General features: G+C 71.6%; 19 protein-coding genes. 10 read left to right on the top strand and 9 right to left on the bottom strand.

The genetic code is table 11. The annotated features are described in order from the left end of the window. Positions 1 to 19 precede the first annotated feature (19 nt). On the bottom strand, positions 20 to 1,012 hold the full coding sequence (locus RL72_RS14920) for a siderophore ABC transporter substrate-binding protein (protein WP_045251624.1): 993 nt from the start codon (positions 1,010 to 1,012) through the stop codon (positions 20 to 22). Between the two features lie 96 nt (positions 1,013 to 1,108). Between RL72_RS14920 and RL72_RS14915 the strand changes: the two genes are divergently transcribed. Then, complete coding sequence (locus tag RL72_RS14915; RefSeq protein WP_045251623.1) at positions 1,109 to 1,876, top strand: siderophore-interacting protein; 768 nt, start codon at positions 1,109 to 1,111, stop codon at positions 1,874 to 1,876. Between the two features lie 122 nt (positions 1,877 to 1,998). Continuing rightward, the gene (locus tag RL72_RS14910; RefSeq protein ID WP_045251689.1) at positions 1,999 to 2,289 is read left to right on the top strand and encodes a hypothetical protein; all 291 of its coding nucleotides are present in this window, start codon (positions 1,999 to 2,001) and stop codon (positions 2,287 to 2,289) included. A 12-nt stretch (positions 2,290 to 2,301) separates the two neighbouring features. Here the strand turns inward: RL72_RS14910 and RL72_RS14905 are convergent, their stop codons facing one another. Next, complete coding sequence (locus tag RL72_RS14905) at positions 2,302 to 2,712, bottom strand: RidA family protein (RefSeq protein WP_045251622.1); 411 nt, start codon at positions 2,710 to 2,712, stop codon at positions 2,302 to 2,304. Positions 2,713 to 2,765: 53 nt separating this feature from the next. Between RL72_RS14905 and RL72_RS14900 the strand changes: the two genes are divergently transcribed. The 3 genes from RL72_RS14900 to RL72_RS14890 all read left to right on the top strand — a co-directional run bounded on the left by RL72_RS14900 (position 2,766) and on the right by RL72_RS14890 (position 4,159). After that, positions 2,766 to 3,182 carry a VOC family protein gene (locus RL72_RS14900; protein ID WP_045251621.1) on the top strand — a complete coding sequence of 139 codons (417 nt, stop codon included), beginning with the start codon at positions 2,766 to 2,768 and terminating at the stop codon, positions 3,180 to 3,182. 56 nt (positions 3,183 to 3,238) lie between these two features. Next, complete coding sequence (locus RL72_RS14895; protein ID WP_045251620.1) at positions 3,239 to 3,652, top strand: VOC family protein; 414 nt, start codon at positions 3,239 to 3,241, stop codon at positions 3,650 to 3,652. A gap of 90 nt (positions 3,653 to 3,742) precedes the next feature. Next, positions 3,743 to 4,159, top strand: a complete 417-nt coding sequence (locus RL72_RS14890) for a VOC family protein (RefSeq protein ID WP_045251619.1) — start codon at positions 3,743 to 3,745, stop codon at positions 4,157 to 4,159. A 37-nt stretch (positions 4,160 to 4,196) separates the two neighbouring features. Here RL72_RS14890 and RL72_RS14885 read toward each other — a convergent pair whose 3' ends face one another. After that, on the bottom strand, positions 4,197 to 4,844 hold the full coding sequence (locus RL72_RS14885; RefSeq protein ID WP_045251618.1) for a MarR family winged helix-turn-helix transcriptional regulator: 648 nt from the start codon (positions 4,842 to 4,844) through the stop codon (positions 4,197 to 4,199). A gap of 94 nt (positions 4,845 to 4,938) precedes the next feature. Between RL72_RS14885 and RL72_RS14880 the strand changes: the two genes are divergently transcribed. Then, positions 4,939 to 7,107 (top strand): MMPL family transporter, encoded by a 2,169-nt coding sequence (locus RL72_RS14880; protein WP_045251617.1) that lies wholly within the window; start codon positions 4,939 to 4,941, stop codon positions 7,105 to 7,107. 12 nt (positions 7,108 to 7,119) lie between these two features. Here the strand turns inward: RL72_RS14880 and RL72_RS14875 are convergent, their stop codons facing one another. Beyond that, on the bottom strand, positions 7,120 to 8,589 hold the full coding sequence (locus RL72_RS14875; protein WP_045251616.1) for an MFS transporter: 1,470 nt from the start codon (positions 8,587 to 8,589) through the stop codon (positions 7,120 to 7,122). A 47-nt stretch (positions 8,590 to 8,636) separates the two neighbouring features. Next, positions 8,637 to 9,968, bottom strand: coding sequence for a M20/M25/M40 family metallo-hydrolase (locus RL72_RS14870; protein WP_248700487.1), 1,332 nt, complete (start codon positions 9,966 to 9,968; stop codon positions 8,637 to 8,639). A 70-nt stretch (positions 9,969 to 10,038) separates the two neighbouring features. On the opposite strand from RL72_RS14870, the gene RL72_RS14865 reads away from it, so the two are divergent. Then, entirely contained in the window at positions 10,039 to 10,824 is a 786-nt protein-coding gene (locus RL72_RS14865; RefSeq protein WP_045251614.1) for an SDR family NAD(P)-dependent oxidoreductase, read from the top strand. Between the two features lie 68 nt (positions 10,825 to 10,892). Here the strand turns inward: RL72_RS14865 and RL72_RS14860 are convergent, their stop codons facing one another. Together RL72_RS14860 and RL72_RS14855 are read right to left on the bottom strand one after the other, a co-directional pair. Beyond that, positions 10,893 to 11,546 carry a response regulator gene (locus tag RL72_RS14860; protein ID WP_045251613.1) on the bottom strand — a complete coding sequence of 218 codons (654 nt, stop codon included), beginning with the start codon at positions 11,544 to 11,546 and terminating at the stop codon, positions 10,893 to 10,895. Next, positions 11,543 to 13,318, bottom strand: a complete 1,776-nt coding sequence (locus RL72_RS14855; RefSeq protein ID WP_248700486.1) for a sensor histidine kinase — start codon at positions 13,316 to 13,318, stop codon at positions 11,543 to 11,545. The genes RL72_RS14860 and RL72_RS14855 overlap by 4 nt, the downstream gene beginning before the upstream one ends. Positions 13,319 to 13,527: 209 nt before the next feature. Between RL72_RS14855 and RL72_RS14850 the strand changes: the two genes are divergently transcribed. Beyond that, positions 13,528 to 15,072 (top strand): CitMHS family transporter, encoded by a 1,545-nt coding sequence (locus tag RL72_RS14850; RefSeq protein ID WP_045251687.1) that lies wholly within the window; start codon positions 13,528 to 13,530, stop codon positions 15,070 to 15,072. A 140-nt stretch (positions 15,073 to 15,212) separates the two neighbouring features. Here RL72_RS14850 and RL72_RS14845 read toward each other — a convergent pair whose 3' ends face one another. Together RL72_RS14845 and RL72_RS14840 are read right to left on the bottom strand one after the other, a co-directional pair. Then, on the bottom strand, positions 15,213 to 16,493 hold the full coding sequence (locus tag RL72_RS14845) for an HNH endonuclease signature motif containing protein (RefSeq protein WP_052674454.1): 1,281 nt from the start codon (positions 16,491 to 16,493) through the stop codon (positions 15,213 to 15,215). Between the two features lie 59 nt (positions 16,494 to 16,552). Then, entirely contained in the window at positions 16,553 to 17,062 is a 510-nt protein-coding gene (locus RL72_RS14840; protein WP_045251612.1) for a methylated-DNA--[protein]-cysteine S-methyltransferase, read from the bottom strand. Positions 17,063 to 17,346: 284 nt separating this feature from the next. Here RL72_RS14840 and RL72_RS14830 point away from each other — a divergent pair, with 284 nt between their 5' ends. Together RL72_RS14830 and RL72_RS14825 are read left to right on the top strand one after the other, a co-directional pair. Continuing rightward, on the top strand, positions 17,347 to 17,805 hold the full coding sequence (locus RL72_RS14830; RefSeq protein WP_045251610.1) for a carboxymuconolactone decarboxylase family protein: 459 nt from the start codon (positions 17,347 to 17,349) through the stop codon (positions 17,803 to 17,805). Positions 17,806 to 17,832: 27 nt separating this feature from the next. Further along, the gene (locus RL72_RS14825) at positions 17,833 to 18,744 is read left to right on the top strand and encodes a sigma-70 family RNA polymerase sigma factor (protein ID WP_045251609.1); all 912 of its coding nucleotides are present in this window, start codon (positions 17,833 to 17,835) and stop codon (positions 18,742 to 18,744) included. Positions 18,745 to 18,756: the final 12 nt, after the last annotated feature.

The following is an 18,756-nucleotide window of genomic DNA, read 5'->3' as shown; positions in this document are numbered from 1 at the left end:
CGCTTTCTCCTGCGTTGTGTCAGCTCTTCTTCGCGCTCTTCTCCAGAGCTTCGGCGAAGGAGTTCAGGAACGTCGTGTACGTCTGGATGCCCTCGTTGAGGTAGGTGTCGGTGGGCATGTAGACGACGTGCTTCTGCTGGATCGCGGCGACCGAGGCGAGCGCCTGATTCTTCTCGAGGATGTCCGCGGCCTGCACGTACGAGGCGTCGTCCTTCGCGAACACCGCGTCGCGGTCCATCACCAGGATCCAGGACGGGTTCGATGCGGCGATCGCCTCGACCGAGATGTCATCGCCCTTGTGGTTGTCGTCGGCCCCCTGGACCTCCAGCGCCGGCGTGAGACCGAGGATGTCGAACAGCGGGCCGAGCGTGCGACCGACGGTCGGCGCGAGATAGCCGATCTTGCCGCCCGAGGTGGTGACGGCCATGACGCCGGATCCGTCGTAGGCCTTCTTGGCGCGGTCCACCGCCTTGTCGAAATCGTCCGTGAGCTTCTTCGCCTCCTTCTGCTTGCCGAAGACCTCGCCGAGCACGGTCACCTGGCGCTTCAGCTCCGCGTCGAACGGCTTCCCGTCGCGCGGGTCGAGCTCGAGGATCGTCGCGTCCGGGAGGAGCGCGGCGAGCTTGTCGTGGTGCTGGGTGAAGCGCTGCCCGTTGACGATGAGGTCGGGGGCGACCGCGACGACGGCCTCCAGGTCGGGCTCCATATGCGTGCCGAGGTCGACGATGCTCTTGTCGCGGACGTACGAGACGGTCTCGGGCATGAGCGACACCGCGGCGGCCTTGACCGGGATGCCCCAGTCGGCGAGCGTCTGGAACGTGCGGTTGTCCGTGGCGACGACCGAGGCCGGAGGCGCGGAGAGCGTGTGCTCGCCGTTGTTGTCCTCGACGGTCACGGTGCGCGCGGTCGCGCTCTCCGTGGGCGCGGCGGCGGGGCCGGAGGCGCAGCCGGCGAGGGCGACGGCGGCGGCGAGGCCGAGCGCAGTGGCGGTGAGGATCCGAGGCACGGACATGGAGATGCTCCTGTTCTGCGGGATGTGCGGGACGACCCGGCGCTGGTAAGGGTTACCTAACTTCGCCCGAAGTCCTACACAGGTTAGCCTTACCTTATGAACATCGCGAAATCCGGCTTCGCCCTGACGCGACGCCCTCTGGAGCTGCGCTTCCGCGTGCTCACGCTCACCGCACGCGACTGGCTCGCCCCCGATTTCGTGCGTGTGCGCCTCTCCGGATCCGACCTCGCCGGCTTCGACTCGCTGGGGGCGGACGACCACATGCGGCTGTTCTTCGTCGATGCGCCGACCGACTCGGTCGAGGAGCTGCGCGCGGCGCCGAGCCGCGAATACACGCCGCTCGCATGGGGCGAGGACTGGCTCGACGTGGAGTTCGCGGTGCACGGGGATGAGGGCGTCGCGGCGCCCTGGGCGGCGAGCGCTCCCCTGGGCTCCGTCGTCGGCGTCGGCGGCCCGCGCGGCTCGCTGGTGCTGGAGGGCGAACCCGACGGGTGGCTGCTCGCGGGCGACGAGACCGCGATCCCCGCGATCCGCCGCTTCGCCGCGCGGATCCCCGCGGGCGTGCCGGCCCGCATCGCGATCGAGGTTCGCTCGGCGGAGCACGAGCCGCCCTTCGACGCGCCGGTTCCCGTGGAGTGGATCCACCGCGGCGACGCCCCCGCGGGGTCCGCCCTGGCGTCCTTCCTGGAGTCGCAGCGCACCGCCGATCGACCGGGCGAGGCGCCGTTCGTCTTCGTCGCGGCCGAGTCCTCGATCGTGAAGCCCGGTCGCGCCCTGCTGGAGCGCTGGGGCGTCGATCCCTCGCAGGCCGTGGTGAAGGGCTACTGGCGACGCGGCGAGGCCGAATACCACGCGCCGCACTGACGTACGCTCCGCACAGGCGCGGATCCGGCGCAGTTCTGCACCGATCTGCGCCGTCGAGTGATCGACCCGACGGCGCGATGGCAGCCTCGGAGGATCAGTGCGACGATGAGGGAGTGAGCGTGATGAACGATGCGCAGATCTGGACCATGATCGGCACCTTCACTGCGCTCATGTTCGGCATGCTCACCGTCGTCTCCACGCTGTTCGTCCGCGTCGTGCGTGCCGAGATCGGCGGCCTGCGCAACGAGATGAACGGCCAGATCGGCGGCCTGCGCAGCGAGATGAACGGCCAGATCGGTGGCCTGCGCAACGAGATGAACGCCCGCTTCGACGCGGTCAATGTCCGCATGGACGGACTCGACCGCGACGTGCAGGCTCTCGTCAAGCGCACCTTCGGGCTCGATCGCGAATAGCGATCGTCCGGATCAGCGCGGATCCACGACGGCGGCGATCGCCTCGATCTCGACGAGCTGGTCCTCGTAGCCCAGCACCGTCACGCCGAGCAGCGTGCTCGGCACGTCGTGCTCTCCGAACGCCTCGCGGACGACCGCCCAGGCCGCGCCGAGATCCGCACGGTCCGTCGAGGCGACGAGCACGCGCGTGCTGATCACGTCGGTGATCGCGGCGCCCGCGGCGGCGAGCGCTCCCCGCAGATTCGCGATGCACGCCGCGGCCTGCGCGGGATAGTCGCCGACCGCGGCGGTCGTTCCGTCGCGGTTCAGCGGGCAGGCGCCGGCGAGGAAGATCAGCCGTGCATCGGCCGGTGCGGTCGCCGCATACGCGTACTGCGCGAGGTCGGACAGCTCTGCGACTCGGATCAGGGTGACGGCGGTCATCCCGCCAGTCTGTCGCACCGGGCGGGCTCCGCGCCGTCGGGCAGACTGGGATCATGCCGCTTCTCGATCACCTCGGCCTCACCGTCAGAGACCTCGACCGTGCCTTCGCCCAGTGGAACCCGGTGCTGACCGCTCTGGGCTGCGTGTCCGACGGCAGCGAGCTGGAAGGCGGGATGGCCTGGTCGCGCGAGGACGAGACCGAGCTGATCCTGTACCGCGCGCAGGACCCCGACGCCGAACCGCACCGCCACGGACGGATCGGCTGGCAGCATCTGGCGTTCGCGCTGGACTCGCGCGCCGAGGTGGAGCGCCTGCACGCGATCGCGCTCGGCGCCGGCTGGACCTCGGTGCGCGCCCCGAAGGTGTTCACCCGGTTCTCCGACCGGTACTACGCCTCCTTCGTCGAGGACGAGAACGGCATCCGTCTCGAGTTCGTGCACAACCCTCCGCGGGACGGCGTCACCGGCTGAGCCGCGCCCCGCCGGGTCGGCCGGGCGATGTCGGCAGCGTCCGGGATGCTGGAGGCATGGCTTCTCTCGATCACCTCGGCGTCAGCGTCGACCACGTCCCGAGCGCTTCGGCGCAGTTCGACCCGGTGCTGCGCGCGCTCGGCTACACGCGCGCCTACGACGCGCCCGATCACGCCTACTGGCGCCAGGACGGCCAGCCCGAGATCCTGCTCTACCCGGCACGCGAGAACGCGGAGGGGCCGCATGAGCACGGCTTCGTCGGATGGCAGCACCTCGCATTCGCGGTCGACTCGCGCGCCGAGGTCGACCGCGTGCACGCCGTCGCGATCGAGGCCGGATGGTCGGCGGTGAGGGCTCCCAAGGAGTACCCGCGGTTCACCGCGCGCTACTACGCCTCCTTCATCGAGGACGACAACGGGATCCGGCTCGAGATCATGCACAACCCGCCGCGCGACGCAGCCGGCAGCTGATTCACGACACGCCTTGCCGATGTCGGAGGGCGGCCGCAGACTGAGTGCGGCGCCGGTGCGGCGTCGTCGATCCGAGCACGGAGGACACCGATGACCATCCTCAATCCGTACATCTCGTTCCGCGGCGACGCCCGCGCCGCGATGGAGTTCTATCAGCAGGCCCTCGGCGGCGACCTGCAGGTGATGACGTTCGGCGACATGCCGGGCATGGTCGAGGACGAGGCCGAGCAGAAGCTCGTCATGCACTCGATGCTGACCACCCCGGGCGGCCTCGTGCTGATGGCCTCCGACACCCCCGCGCACTACGAGTACAAGGCGCCGCAGGGCGTCTCGGTGTCGCTGAGCGGCACCGACGAGGCCGAGATCCGCGCGGCGTGGGACAAGCTCTCCGACGGCGCGACCGTCACGCAGGAGTTCGGTCCCGCCCCCTGGGGCGACCAGTTCGGCATGCTCACCGACCGGTTCGGCATCGACTGGATGTTCTCCGCGGGCCAGAGCCAGGCCTGAACCGATTTCGAGCGCTGAGCACGGGCGATGCTCGGGCTCAGCGCTCTTCGTGCGCCCGGCGCTCTTCGTGTGCCCCGTCCGCCCAATCGACCCCGTCGAGCGCGAGCTCCTGGGTCATGTCGCGCAGGAACCGGATGACGACCTCCCGTTCCGCTTCGCTGAGGCGGGCGGCCGCATGGAAACGACGCGCCTGCTGGCGGCCGACCGTCTCCATGGCCGCCGCCTTCGTCTCGGGCGTGATCGAGATCGCCAACGCCCGCCGATCCGACGGATGCGCGGAGCGCACCACGTGGCCGCCGCTCTCCAGCCTGTCGAGCAGCTTCGTGGTCGAGGCCGTCGAGATGCCGAGGTGCTGCGCGATTCCGCCGGGTGTCGCGACCGCATCGGTGTTCGCGCAGACGATGAGGTAGTGCAGGGCCCGCATGTCCGTCTCGTTGAGGCGCATGTATCGCCGTGACGCCTCGGCGACACGCTGCTCGGCATCGCGCAGCTCCGCGAGGGCCGTCATGATCCGGGTGATCTGGCGGAGGGACTCTGCGTCGACGCCGCCGCGGTCGAGCAGTATCCCCGTGGGGTCGCTCGCCTCGATGTCGTAGACGGCTCCCGCCGCCGCCCCCTCGGACGCGGGCGGTCCGGCAGGGGTCGCTGCAGGCGCTTCGTCTGCGCCCGCGCGACCATCCACCATGACGCCATGGTACACCGGGCTATCTTTGACACTTGGGTTATTACTTGCCCAGCTAGCTAAATCTGCCTATCCTGCTGGAGACGGAAGGATCCCGATGACCGCCCCTCAGAACCCCGCCCGGCCTCGCGGGCCGCGTCGCGCGCTGCGCATCCTGCTGCCTGCGCTGATCATCCTCGGCTGGCTGGCCGCCGCATCGTTCGGGGGCCCGCTGTTCGGCAAGGTCGACGAGGTCTCCTCCAACGACCGCACGGCGTACCTGCCCTCCTCCTCCGACTCGGCGCGCGTGCAGGAGCTGCAGACCCGCTTCGCCGGATCCGACGAGATCCCGGCGATCGTCGTCGCAGTGTCGGACGAGAAGCTCACGGACTCCCAGCGCTCCACGCTCTCGGACGCGGTCGCCGCCACGCCGGACCTCGCCGGCGTGGGCGACGACGTCTCACCCGCCCTCGCCTCGGAGGACGGGAAGGCGCTCCAGGCGTTCATCCCGATCCGCTCCGGAGCGGACCTCGGCGACGTGGTCACGGAGATCCGCGCGCACCTGGAGGATGCGGCGCCCGCAGGGGTGAGGGTATACGTGACCGGGCCTGCCGGCTTCAGCGCCGACCTCGTCGCCGGCTTCGCGGGCATCGACGGGATCCTGCTCGGCGTGGCCCTCGCCGCCGTCCTCGTGATCCTCGTGCTCGTCTACCGCTCTCTGCTGCTGCCCGTCGTCGTGCTGGCGACGAGCCTGTTCGCGCTGTGCACGGCTCTGCTGCTGGTGTGGTGGCTGGCGAAATGGGGCGTGCTGCTGCTGAGCGGGCAGACCCAGGGGATCCTGTTCATCCTCGTGATCGGCGCGGCGACCGACTATGCGCTGCTTTTCGTCTCGCGGTTCCGGGAGTCGCTGCGCGTCGAGCAGGACCGCGCGAAAGCGGTGCTCTCCGCATGGAAGGGCTCGTTCGAGCCGATCGTCGCCTCGGGCGGCACGGTGATCGCGGGTCTGCTCTGCCTGCTGCTGAGCGATCTCAAGTCCAACAGCGCGCTCGGCCCGGTCGCGGCGATCGGGATCGTGTTCGCGATGCTCTCCGCACTCACCCTTCTGCCCGCGCTGCTCATGGCGTTCGGCCGAGCCGCGTTCTGGCCGCGACGGCCGCGTTTCGACCCCGAGGCCGTCGCCGCGGAAGGCGGCATGCCGACCGCCGGGGTCTGGGCGCGCCTGGCCGACCTCATCCGCCGGCGCTCGCGCGTGATCTGGATCGCCACCACGCTCGTGCTCGCCGTCGGCACGCTCGGGGTGCTGCAACTCGACGCCTCCGGAGTGCCGCAGTCCGACCTCGTGCTCGGCTCCTCGCAGGCGAGAGACGGTCAGAAGGTCCTGGGCGAGCATTTCCCGGGAGGATCCGGCAGCCCCGCACAGGTGGTCGCCCCGAAGGCCGCGCTGCAGGATGTCGCCGACGTCCTGCTGGCCGACTCGGGTATCGACGGCGTCTCCGTGACCGCGAAGGACTCTCCGAGCGGCACCGCGCCGGTCACCGCCGAGGGCGTGCAGCCCGTCGGACGTCCCGGCAGCCCCGCACCGGAGCCGACCGTGGTCGACGGCGACGTGATGCTGCAGGGCACGCTCACCGCCGCCGCGGACTCGGCGGCCGCCGAGGACACGGTGCGCCGGATCCGCTCCGCGGTGCACGGCAGCGGGGCTGTGGTGGGTGGCGTCACCGCCACCGCGGTCGACACCGACGACGCCTCGGTGCACGACCGTGCGCTGATCATCCCGGTGATCCTCCTGGTGATCCTCCTGATCCTGATGATGCTGCTGCGCGCGATCGTCGCACCCCTGTTGCTGATCGCGACGACCGTGCTGTCGTTCGGCACCGCCATGGGGGTCTCGGCGCTCGTGTTCCACGGCGTCTTCCGCTTCCCGGGGGCGGATCCGGCGGTGCCCCTGTACGGCTTCGTCTTCCTCGTGGCGCTCGGGATCGACTACAACATCTTCCTGATGACGCGGGTGCGGGAGGAGTCCCGCCGGCACGGGACCAGGGAGGGCGTGCGTCGAGGGCTCGCGATCACGGGCGGCGTGATCACCTCCGCCGGCCTCGTCCTCGCGACGACGTTCGCGGCCCTCGCGGTGATCCCGATCCTGTTCCTCGCCCAGCTCGCGTTCATCGTCGCCTTCGGGGTGCTGCTGGACACCTTCGTGGTGCGGTCGCTGCTCGTCCCCGCGCTCGTGCACGACGTGGGCCGCACGGTGTGGTGGCCGTCGAAGCTGTCCCGCGGCGAGCGCTGACCAGGTCCGAGGTCAGCCGGCGACGGCGTCGATCACGTCCTCGCCGGCCGGGTGCCCGGCGCGGTCCGTGAACGCCTGCTTCGGCACGAACAGCAGCAGCACGGCCGCGGCGAGCGCCGTCACGCCGCAGACGACCCACACGGTCACGTAGCCCGAGAAGGATCCGGCCGTGCCCGTGGTGGCGGATCCCGCGACGGCGTGCATGAGGGCGATCCCGAAGACGCACGATGCGATGGCGCCGCCGACCGTCTTGACCGAGTTCGTCAGCCCCGTCGCGACGCCGGTCTGGGTGTGCGGGGCGGCCGAGGCCGCTGCCGCGGGAAGGGCGGCCACGAGTGCGCCGGATCCGATCCCGACGACGATCATGTTGGTCACCACCTGCAGGTAGGCGCCGTGGAAAGGCAGGAACAGCAGGAACCCCGCGCCGACGAGCACCGAGGCGCCGATCAGGGTGACGCGTGGCGTCGCCAGACGCGCGATCAGCGGGAACAGCAGGGCTCCGGCGATCATCGCGATGAGGTACAGCCCGATGATGAGCGAGGTCTGGAAGCCGGTGGTCCCGAGGCCGTAGCCGTAGACCGACGGGTCCGTGCGGGCGAAGGTCGACAACGGAGCCTGCGCGCCGAGCACGCTCACGCCGAAGAGGCCCGCAGTGAGGAAGACCGGCCCGAGCGCGGGACTGCGGAACATGCGCACGTCGATGAGCGGATCCTGCTGTCTCAGCTCCCACAGCACGAACGGGACGACGATCAGCACGCCCACGGCGATGACGATCCACGACAGCGGGTTCGCCACTCCCCCGGGCAGACGGAGCAGGCTGAGCCCGCCCGTGAGGCCGATGAGCGACAACGAGATGAGCACGAGGCCGACCGTGTCGAAGGCGCCGCCGGTCTTCTCCGGCGACTCCTGCACACCGAACAGGATCACGAAGAAGCATGCGGCGATGAGCACGGCGGGCACGAGCAGCACGACCGTCAGCGGGAGCACGTCGACCAGCGCGCCGCCGACCAGCGCGCCGATGATCGCGCCGCCCTCGAGGGCGGCGACGAGGATGCCCGCGGCCTTCGCGGTGATCGCCGAGCTGCCCTCGATGCGCCGCGCGCGCGACCAGATGAGGGCGATCTCCAGAGGCAGCCACACGACGTAGAAGCCCATCAGCGCCCACGCCACGAGGAAGACCCCGAACGTCGCCGTGAACGGCAGCACGAACGCGGCGATCGCGGTGAGCGCCGTGGAGACGAGCAGCATACGCTTGCGCCCGATCATGTCGCCCAGCTTCGCGAACGCCGGCACCACGAGGGCGGACAGCATCAGCTGCGCCCCCTCGAACCAGTTCACATCGGCGTCGTGGATCCCGAGATGCCGCGCGATGTCGCTCAGCATCGGTGTGTAGTAGCCCTGCAGCACACCGCTGGTGAACTCGACGAATGCGAGGAATCCCACGACGGCGACCAGGGCGCCGAGGGTGGCGGTGCGCGACATCGCGGCTCCTTGAGGACGGCGACGGGGGACGTCGCAGACGGGTCAGATCACTGTAGCCGCTGCAGGAGCGCCCGGTGGAACCGCTCCCCGCGTTCGAGGGCGGCGATCTCGACGCTCTCGTCGACGCCGTGGATGGCCGCACGCTGAGCGTTCGACATCTCCAGCGGAGCGAACCGGTAGACGGCCGGCGCGAAGCGGTGGAAGTGCCGGGAGTCGGTGGCCGCCATCATCACGTACGGGACGGCCGGGACCCCGGGGTGGGAGACGGCGAGCGCGTCGGCGAGCAGCGCGAACTGCGCGTTGTCCGTGGGCGACTCGGGCGACGGGTCGCTGCCCTCGAGCACCTCGACCGCCACCTTCGGGTCGGCGATGCGGCGCCGCACCCGCGCAGCCGCCGAGGACACCGTCTCGCCGAGCGCGATGCGCAGGTTCACGGTCGCGGTGGCCTGCGAGGGAAGCACGTTCGCCGCGGTGCCGCCGGACTGCATGGTGGGCGCGACCGTGGTGCGCACGAGCGCCGCGGGCTCTCCTCCGAGCGCCGCGAACACCCGCGCCGACAGCAGCGGGACCGCGCCGAGCGTGCGCAGCAGCAGCCGAGCGGGGCCCGAGGCGGAAGCGGAAAGCTGCACGAGCATGCGGGAGATCGCGCGGGGGGTGCGCGGACGGAACGTGCCGGGCCCGAGCCGCTCGACCGCGCGCGCGATGCGGCGCACCGCGGTGCGGCTGGGCGGGGCGGAGGCGTGCCCGCCGTCGCCGCGCGCCGTGAGACGCACGGTCATCACGCCCTTCTCCCCCACGCCGATCATCGCCGCGCTCCCGGGCACGAACGGCAGCGGGGCATCGACCACCGCGCCGCCCTCGTCGACGACGAGCCACGGCACGATCCCGCGATCCTTCAGCGCCGCGGCGATGGCGATGGCGGCGGATCCGTAGGTCTCCTCGTTGCCGCCGAAGGAGAGGTACACGTCGCGGGCGGGGGTGAACCCCTCGGCGAGGAGGCTCTCGACCGCCTCCAGGATCACGATGAGCGGGCCCTTGTCGTCGAGCGCACCGCGCCCGTAGACGGATCCGTCCGCGATCACGCCGGCGAAGGGCGGGTGCGTCCAGTCGTCGGACTCGTCCACGGGGACCACGTCGTAGTGCGCCATGAGCACGAGAGGGCCGTCGGCGGCGTCCCGGCGCCCCTTCCAGTGGAACAGCAGCCCGAACTCGGTGTGCCGCTCCCGCGTGAGCGTCGCGTGGACGCGCGGATAGCACTCGGCGAGGAGCGCCACGAACTCCTCGAACGGCGCGGACCCGCGCTCGTCCAGCTCGGCGGACACGGTCGGCAGCTGGATCATCCGGCTGAGCCGCTCGGCGATCGGGGGCACGTCGTTCATCGTCGCCATGCTAACGGGCGGTCGGCTCATGCTCGGCACCCTTGTTCGCTCGGCCTTCTAGGCTGGGGCCATGAGCACCCCCGCGACTTCCTCCGCTTCCTCCCGCCCGCTCTCCTCCTCCCGCCCGCTCGCGGTGATCAGCGGCGGAGGCACGGGCATCGGCCTGGCCTCGGCGCGGCGGCTCGCTCGGGACGGCTTCGATCTGGCGCTGATCGGGCGCCGCCCGGAGGTGCTCGACGCCGCGTCCGCGCGGATCCTGGAGGGGACGCCCGAGGCGCACGTGCAGACGATCACCGCCGACCTGCAGGATCCGGCGCAGGTGGAGGCGGCGGCCGCCGCCATCGGCGGATCCGTCGACGTGCTGCTCAACAACGCGGGCGGCAACGTGCTGGATCGCGGCGAAGGCCTCGCCGGCATCGCCGCGAACTACGAGGCGAACATGCGCCTGAACGTGCTCACGGCCGTGCTGCTCACCGAGGCGCTGCTGCCGCGCATCACGCGGCCGGGCGGACGGATCATCTCGATCAGCTCGATCGCGGCGCTGCGCGGCGCGAACGGCTACGGCGCCGCCAAGGCCGCGATCCACGGCTGGATGATGGGCCTCGCGGCCGACCTCGCTCCGGAGGGCGTGACCGTGAACGCCGTGGCACCGGGCTACGTGCCCGACACCGGCTTCTGGGACGGACGGCGTACGCCCGACATCGTGGCGTCGCGCCTCGCGCAGGTGCCCATGAACCGCGCAGGCACTCCTGACGAGGTGGCCGGGGCGGTCTCGTATCTCGCGGGCCCCGAGGGCGGCTGGACGACGGGGCAGATCCTGCAGATCAACGGCGGAGCGCTCTTCGGCCGCGGCTGAGCAGGCCCCCGGCCCGCGTCGCCGGCCAGGTCGCGGGCGGCGCGGGCTCGGCGCCGGGTCCGCGGATGTCAGGCCGTGCGGGTGTACCGGTGCTCCGGCCGGCCGGTGGCGCCGTAACGGAGCCGCACCTCGACCGCGTCCCGCTCGGCGAGCGCCGCGAGGTGGCGCTGCGCCGTCGCCCGCGAGATGCCCACGCGCTCGCCGATCTCGGCGGCCGATGCCTCGTCGTCGCCGAGGGCCGCGAGCACCAGCTGCTCGGTCGCCGATCGCGACGTCGAGACCTGTTCCGCCGACCCGTGCAGGATCCCGAGCGCGCGATCCAGATCCTTCTGCTGCAGGGGCCGGGATCCCGCCAGCAGGTTGCGGTAGCGGGCATACCGGTCGAGCGCGCCGACGAGGGCACGCCGCTCGAACGGCTTGATCAGGTAGGCGTGCGCGCCCGAGCGCAGCGCCCGCCGCACCGTCGCCGGATCGTCGGCGGCGGAGATGTGGATCGCGTCGATCCCCGCCTCGCGCACCAGGGCGATCCCGTCGCCGTCCGGGAGGTAGACGTCGGCGAGGAGCAGCTCCGGCGCCAGGTCGCGGACGGCCGCGCGGGCCTCGGCGATGGTGCGCACCGGCTCCAGGGCGAGATAGCCGGGACGCTCGTCGACGATGCTCCGGTGCAGCTGCCCGACGCGGAAGTCGTCGTCCAGCACGAGTGTGCGGATCGGATCCGTCATCTGCTCTCCTCCTCGTCGGACGGCTCGCCGTCCTGTTCGTCCCCTGGTCGCGGTGCGGAGCCGGGCAGCGGTGCGGGGCCGATGCTGCGCGCAGGCGCGACCACGCCGCCGAGCCGTGCCGCGAAGACCGCACCGTGCGCTTCGCCGCCGCGATCGATGACCCACAGGTCTCCGCCGCCGCGCCGGGCGATCTCGCGCGACAGGCGCAGCCCCAGCCCGTGCCCGTGCACCGGCCCGGCGCTGTCCGTCCCGTCGTCCGCGGCGCCGTCGTCCGCGGCGCCGTCGTCCGCGGCACCGTCGTCCGCGGCACCGTCATCCGTGGCGCCGCCGTCGTCCTCGGCACCGTCGAGTCCCGCACCGGAGTCCGCGACGGTGACGACCAGGGCATCGCGGTCGTCGAGCACCGCGACCTCGACCCAGCGCGGCGGTGCGCCGTCGACCGCCGCGCTCACGGCGTTGTCGACCAGGTTCCCCAGCACCGCCGCGACGTCCTCGGCCTCGCTCACCGCGCCCAGCAGGTGGGTCTCCTCGGAGATGCGCAGCGTCACGCCCCGCTCCGTCGCCTCCAGCGCCTTCGCGCCAAGGAAGGACCGCAGGAACGGATCCCGCAGCCGGGCGATGCCGGGCACGGGGAAGTCGACGGAGCCGCGCTCGGCGAGCTCCGCGAGGAACTCCCTGGCGTCCTGCACCCGCTCCGCGTCGAGCAGCCCGGCGGCGACATGGATGCGGTTCGCGAACTCGTGGCGCTGCACCCGCAGGGCGGCCGTCATCGTGCGCACGGTCTCCAGTCGCTCCGACAGCGCGACGAGCTCGGTGCGATCGCGGATCACGGCCACCGTGCCGAGCGGACGTCCGTCCCTCTCGACCGGACGCGTGTCGAGGTAGAGCACGCGCCCGTCGACCACGGCCTCCGACAGCGCGCGTCCCGCGGACACGACGTCGCGCACCGGATCCGGCAGCCCGATCCGATCCAGCGGCCGGCCGACCGCGTCGCGCACGGCGAGCAGGCGCTCGGCGGCGGCGTTGCACACCCGCACCACGCCCTCGGCGTCGACGGCGAGCACGCCGTCGTCCACGCCGTCCAGCACCGCCGTCTGGTTCTGCACGAGGGCGACCAGCTCCTCCGGCTGCACCCCCAGGGTGAGCCGCTCCCAGCGCCGGCGCAGCAGCAGCGCGCCGATGCCCGCCACCAGCAGGGAGCCTGCCGCGGCAAGGCCGATGACGGCGAGCAGCGGCGGCAGGTCGTCGAAGACACCCGCCCGGGCGAAGCCGACGCTGACCTCGCCCACGGGCGTTCCGGCGGCGTCGCGCACCGGCACCTTCGCCCGCACCGACTCGCCCAGTGTGCCGGTCTCCCACTCGACGACCTCGTGACCGGCCAGCACCTCCTGGAACGGCGTGCTCACCTCCTGGCCGAGGCGGCCGGGATCCGGATGCGCGAGGCGGATGCCGTGGTCGTCGGTGACGACCACGAACAGCGCGCCGGTGCGGTTCGCCGTGGCGGTCGCCGTGCGCTGCAGGTCGCCGTCGCGCAGCAGCTCGGCCCGCGGCGGTCCGGGATCCGCGGACTCCTCGGCGACCGCGGCACGGAGCTCCGGATCCTCGGCCAGGGTGCGCGCGATCCCCAGGGCGGAGGATTCGGCCTCGGCCCGCAACTGCTGCGTGGCCAGCACGAGGTACACGCCGGTGCAGAGCGCCACGACGAGGACGACCGTCGCGAGCTGCAGCAGGAGCGTCCGCGTCGCGAACCGCATCCGGCGTGTGCGGGGCATCCGTCCTCCTCGAGGGATCTGCCATGAGCGTGAGCGAAATGCCTGGACACAACGTCCTGAGCAATATGCGCAGAAGTCACGCTACGCGCACAACGCGTCGGAATGCGACTTAGCGGATCCGACGGGCGCGCGTTCCCTACTCTCGGCGAGGTCCGTCGAAGACGACAGGCGGATGACGAAGGAGTCACTTCATGCCCACGGTTCTCAGCATGCCCACGGCTCTCGGCGGCCTGCTCGCCGCAGCCGACGAGAAGCCCTCGTACGACATCGCCTTCGCGCCCCCGGAGTGGGTGCTCGTGGTGCTCGGCTTCGCGATGGTGCTGGTGTTCATGACGCTGATCATGACCAAGCGCCTCACCCCCATGGTCGCGCTCATCCTGGTGCCCACGGCGTTCGGCCTCTTCGCCGGCGCGGGGCTCGGCCTCGGAGACATGATCCTCGACGCGATCGGCAAGATGGCCCCGACCGCGGCGCTGCTGATGTTCGCGATCATGTTCTTCGGCATCATGATCGACGTCGGCCTGTTCGACCCGCTGATCCGGATGATCACGCGCGTCCTGGGCGACGACCCGGCCAAGGTCGTCCTCGGCACGGCTCTGCTCGCGGGCGCCGTCTCGCTGGACGGCGACGGATCCACGACGTTCATCATCACGACGTCGGCCATGCTGCCGATCTACCTGCGCCTGGGCATGAGCCCGGTGGTGCTGACGTGCGTCGCCGGACTCATGAACGGCACGCTCAACATCGTGCCCTGGGGTGGCCCCACGGTGCGCGCCGCGACCGCGCTGGGCCTGCAGCCGACCGATGTGTTCGTGCCGATGCTCCCCGCCCTCGGCGTGGGCCTGGTCGTGGCGCTCGGCTTCGCCTGGATGCTCGGCCTGCAGGAGCGCCGCCGCCTCGGGGTGCTCGACGAGAGCCGCCTGACCGGCACCGCCGAGGGCGGGTTGCTCGCCGCCGTTCCCGCGATCTTCCGCGGTGCGGATGCCAAGCCGGGCGCGCGCGCCTCGCTCCGCACCGGCAACATCGTCACGGTCGCGGGCGGCCACGGTCCCGTCGCGGCGAGCGGCGTCGACCCGACGGACACCGCGATGGCCGACACGATGCTCGACCCGGACCGCGCCACGCTGCGTCCACGCCTGATCTGGTTCAACCTCGTCCTCACGGTCGCCGTGATGGTGCTGCTCATCGTCGACGTGCTTCCGCTGCCCTATGTGTTCATGGTGGGCGCCGCCGTGGCGCTGCTGGTGAACTTCGGCAAGCTCAAGGACCAGGCGGCCGAGATCGTCGCGCACGCGCCGAGCATCGTGGGCGTGGTGTCGATGGTGATCGCCGCGGGCGTGCTCGTCGGCGTGCTCACGGGAACCGGCATGGTCGACGCGATGGCGTCCTGGATCACGAACGTGCTGCCGCCGGCGATGGGACCGTTCCTCGCCCCCATCACCGGGGTCCTGTCGATCCCGTTCACGTTCTTCATGTCGAACGACGCGTTCTACTACGGGATCCTGCCGGTGCTGTCGCAGAGCGCCGCGCACTTCGGCATCGACCCGGTCGAGATGGCGCGCGCGTCGATCACCGGTCAGCCCGTGCACCTGCAGAGCCCGCTCGTGCCCGCGATCCTGCTGCTGGTCTCGCTTGCGAGCGTGAACCTCGGCGACCACCACCGCAAGGTGCTGTGGCGGGCGCTCGTGGTGTCGCTGGTGATGCTGGGCGTCGGGATGCTGACGGGCGCGATCCCGTTCTTCGTCGCCCCGTGACGACCGGCCGCCGGTCGCCGGTGACGACAGCCGGCTGACCGCTGACCGCTGACAGCTGACGGCTGACGGCTGACCGCTGACAGCTGACAGCTGACAGCCGCCGGCTGCAGCCGGCGGCCTCAGGGCCGATGTGCGCCGTTTCAGGCCGCATCGGCCCCGTCGTCGTCGGCATTCCCGAACATCACCCGGGGCGGCGGGACATCGGTGTACGGGACACCGGCGGGCGTGGTCCAGACGATCACGCCGCCCGGTCTCTGCTCGGCGGTCCAGCGCCAGCGCGGATCCACGTCGGGGTGCTTCAGGGCGTGGTGGGTCTCGCAGAGGCAGGCGAGGTTGCCGAGGTCGGTGGCCCCTCCTCGGGCGAAGTCATGGGTGTGGTCGATCTGGCATCGGCGGGCGGGTTGTCGGCACCCGGGGAACCGGCAGGTGCGGTCACGTGCCCGCAGGAAGCGACGCATGGCCTCGGTGGGCTGGTAAGTGCCGGTGCGCGTCACCATGCCCGCATCGTCGAGGAGCATCCTCTGCCATGACGGCGCGGCGACCGCGAGCCGGCGCGCGAGCTCCGGATCCATCGGCCCGCGCCCGTCGAGCTCGGCCATCCACTCGTCGCGCCCGCCGAGGGTGCCGGTGGCGACCGTCACCTGAACCACCGGCCGGATCGCATCGAGGACGTCGGCGTCGCCGGCGACGCGGCCGGTGAGCACCCGCAACAGGAACCGGTCGAACCGCACCTGATCCAGCCGCCGCTCGTCCGCGGGGTGTCCCGATGCGGCCGCGTGCTTCGCCCGGTCGAGGACCGTTCGGCCTTCCTGGGTGAGCAGGTCGTGCGCGGCATGGATGAGGGCGGCAGGACCGGTCGCGCGCAACGTGGCCTGCCCCGCACCCTCGTCGCTCACCGACACCGTGCGGTCGGCATGGGCGCGGCGGTGCACCTCGATCAACGCGACCGGGGCGACCGCGGCGGCCACGGTTTCGGCGAGAGCCTTCGTCCGCGCACGCGACTCGGCAGCCGCGAACGGCACGACCTGCGCTTCATAGGCGGCGAGCGCCGCGTGATCGTCGTGCGGGATGTGGGCCGCCGCTTCGACGACGGCCTCGACATGCCCCGAAGACGATTCTCCGGCCGCGAAGGCGGAGCGGGTGGCGGGGAATCGCTCCTGCAGCGCATGGCCGGTCGCCAGCAGCTTCGCGGCCGCATAGCGCGACAGGCGGAGAGCCGCAGCCAGCTCGCAGATCATCGACCGCTCGGCCTGGTCGAACCCGGCGGATCCCGGGCGGACCTCGTCGAGGAGCAGGCTCACACGCTCGTGCGCGAGCGCGGCCTTCTGCGCCTGCAGCCGCGCGATCTCCCGCTCCAGCTCCACGCACTCGGCGACGATCTCCGCGCTGCGGCGGAGGTAGAGGTCGAGTGGGTGATCCATGCCTCCAGTTTAGAACTTATCTTCGAACTCGGAGGAAGTTGTCCACAGGCTGATCCGCTTCAGAACAGCGCCGGCGGCAGAGCACCCTCGTGCTCGAGCAGCCAGCGCTTCGTGCGCAGCCCCTCGCCGGGCGTGCCCCCGGAGTAGCCGCCGAGGCCGTCACTGGCGACGACACGGTGGCACGGGACGATGATCGGGATCGGGTTGGCGCCCATGATCGAGCCGATCGCCCGGGCCGGCACCGCCGTGCCGCTGCGTTCGGCGAGCTCTCCGTAGGTGACGGTCTCTCCCTGCAGGACCGTGTCGTACAGCGCGTGCAGCACCGCACTCGTGGTTTCCGACTGCGCCCCCAGGTCGAACGGCAGGTCGAAGGCGGCGCGCTCCCCCGCGAAGTAGGCGCCGAGCTGCTCCAGCGCCTCGGCGAGCAGCGGATCCCGCGCCGCATCGGACGCGCCGCGCCCCGCAAGCGCCCGCCCCGGGCGCGGCCACGTGACCCGGCGGATCGCGATGCCGTCGCTGTGCACCTCGAGCACGCCCACGGGCGTGGAGATCGAACCAGAGAAGGTCACACGCAGATCGTACGCAGGGCGTCGGACATCGACGCAGCGGATCCGACTCGCCCGAGTGCGACGATCCGCACACGCCGCGACGATCGGCACGCGGATCCACGTCGACGCGCGTGCGGATCGTCGGACCGCGTGCAGATCGTGACGTCCCTCGCCGGCCACCGCGACCCGGATCCGGCGAGGTCGGAGCGCATGTCACACTTCCGCGCCGGGATCCGACATCCCGATGAGAGCCGCACGAGCGCCGACGAGATCCGTCGGCGGAGACGGCCAGGAGAGGAATCACGATGACCCGGATCGACATGGGCCGCACCAACAAGCTGGGCTACGCCGCGGTGCTCGGACTCGAGGCGTACTCCCGCAAGAGCGTGGAGCCGAGGCTGTACGAGCTGATCAAGCTGCGCGCCTCGATCCTGAACGGATGCGGCTTCTGCGTCGACATGCACGCGACCGAGGGCGCGAAGCGCGGCATCCCGCAGCGCACCCTGCATGCCGTCGGGGCCTGGCAGCATGCCAAGGCGCTTTTCGAGGAGCGCGAGCTCGCCGCCCTCGCACTGACCGACGCCGTCACCCGGCTCGGTCCGGAGACCGTGACCGACGAGATCTGGAACGCCGCCGCGCAGCACTTCGACGACGGGGAGCTCGGGGCCCTCGTGCTCGCGATCTGCACGATCAACGTGTGGAACCGCGTGGCCATCGCCACCGAGATGACGCCGCCGATCGACGACAAGCATCCGATCGCCTGAGCCGTGCCGGGACGCTACCGTGAAGCCATGACCCTCGTCTCGCCTGCGACCCGCGCGTGGCAGGCCGAGCGGGGGCGGCTCATCGGCATCGCCTACCGCATGCTCGGTGACTACGGCCACGCGGAGGACGTGGTCTCCGAGGTCGCGATCGAGGCGCTGCAGCAGGAGCGCGCCGAGGACGCCGGCGGATCCTCCGACGCTCCGTCGAAAGCTCGAGTGCGCTCGTGGCCGGCGTGGCTGACGACGGTGTGCGTGCGCCGTTCGATCGACCGCGTGCGCGCGCTCGCCGCGGTGCGCGAAGAGTACATCGGCCCCTGGCTGCCGGAACCCGTCGCCACGGAGCGCCTGCCCGAGGATGCGGTGGCCGATCGCGAGTTGCTCTCGCTCGCGCTGCTGCACATGGCGGAGCAGCTGACGCCCGAGGCGCGGGCGGCCGTCGTGCTGCACCGCGCGTTCGGGATGTCCGCGGTGGAGATCGGGCGGATCCTCGAGAAGACGCCGGCCGCCGTGAGGCAGCTCCTCTCTCGCGGCGAGCGGCGGCTGCGCCTCGCCGACGAGCCCGGTGCGCGGGCGGCGGATCCGGCCGCCCGCGGCGCACTGCTCGCCGCCGTCGAACACGGCGACGTCTCCGGGGTGCTCGCACTCCTCTCCGACGACGCCATCCTCTGGAGCGACGGCGGCGGTCGGGTGCGCGCCGCACGCAACCCGATCTTCGGCGCCGATCACGTGCGCCGGTTCCTCCTCGGCGTGCTGGGCAAGGCCACGGCGGACCCCGGCCTGCCGTTCGGCGTGGCGCTGCTCGACGTCAACGGCGAGCCCGCGGTCGCATTGACCCACTCGGGGCGCACCGACGTGCTCACGCTGGAGTTCGGCGACGACGGCCTGATCCACGGGCTCCGCCAGGTGTGCAATCCCGACAAGCTCGCGCACGTGCTCTGAGCACGCCGCCCG

This window comes from Microbacterium azadirachtae, from assembly GCF_000956545.1.
Lineage (GTDB): Bacteria > Actinomycetota > Actinomycetes > Actinomycetales > Microbacteriaceae > Microbacterium > Microbacterium azadirachtae.
This window is presented reverse-complemented; position numbering and strand designations above follow the sequence as displayed.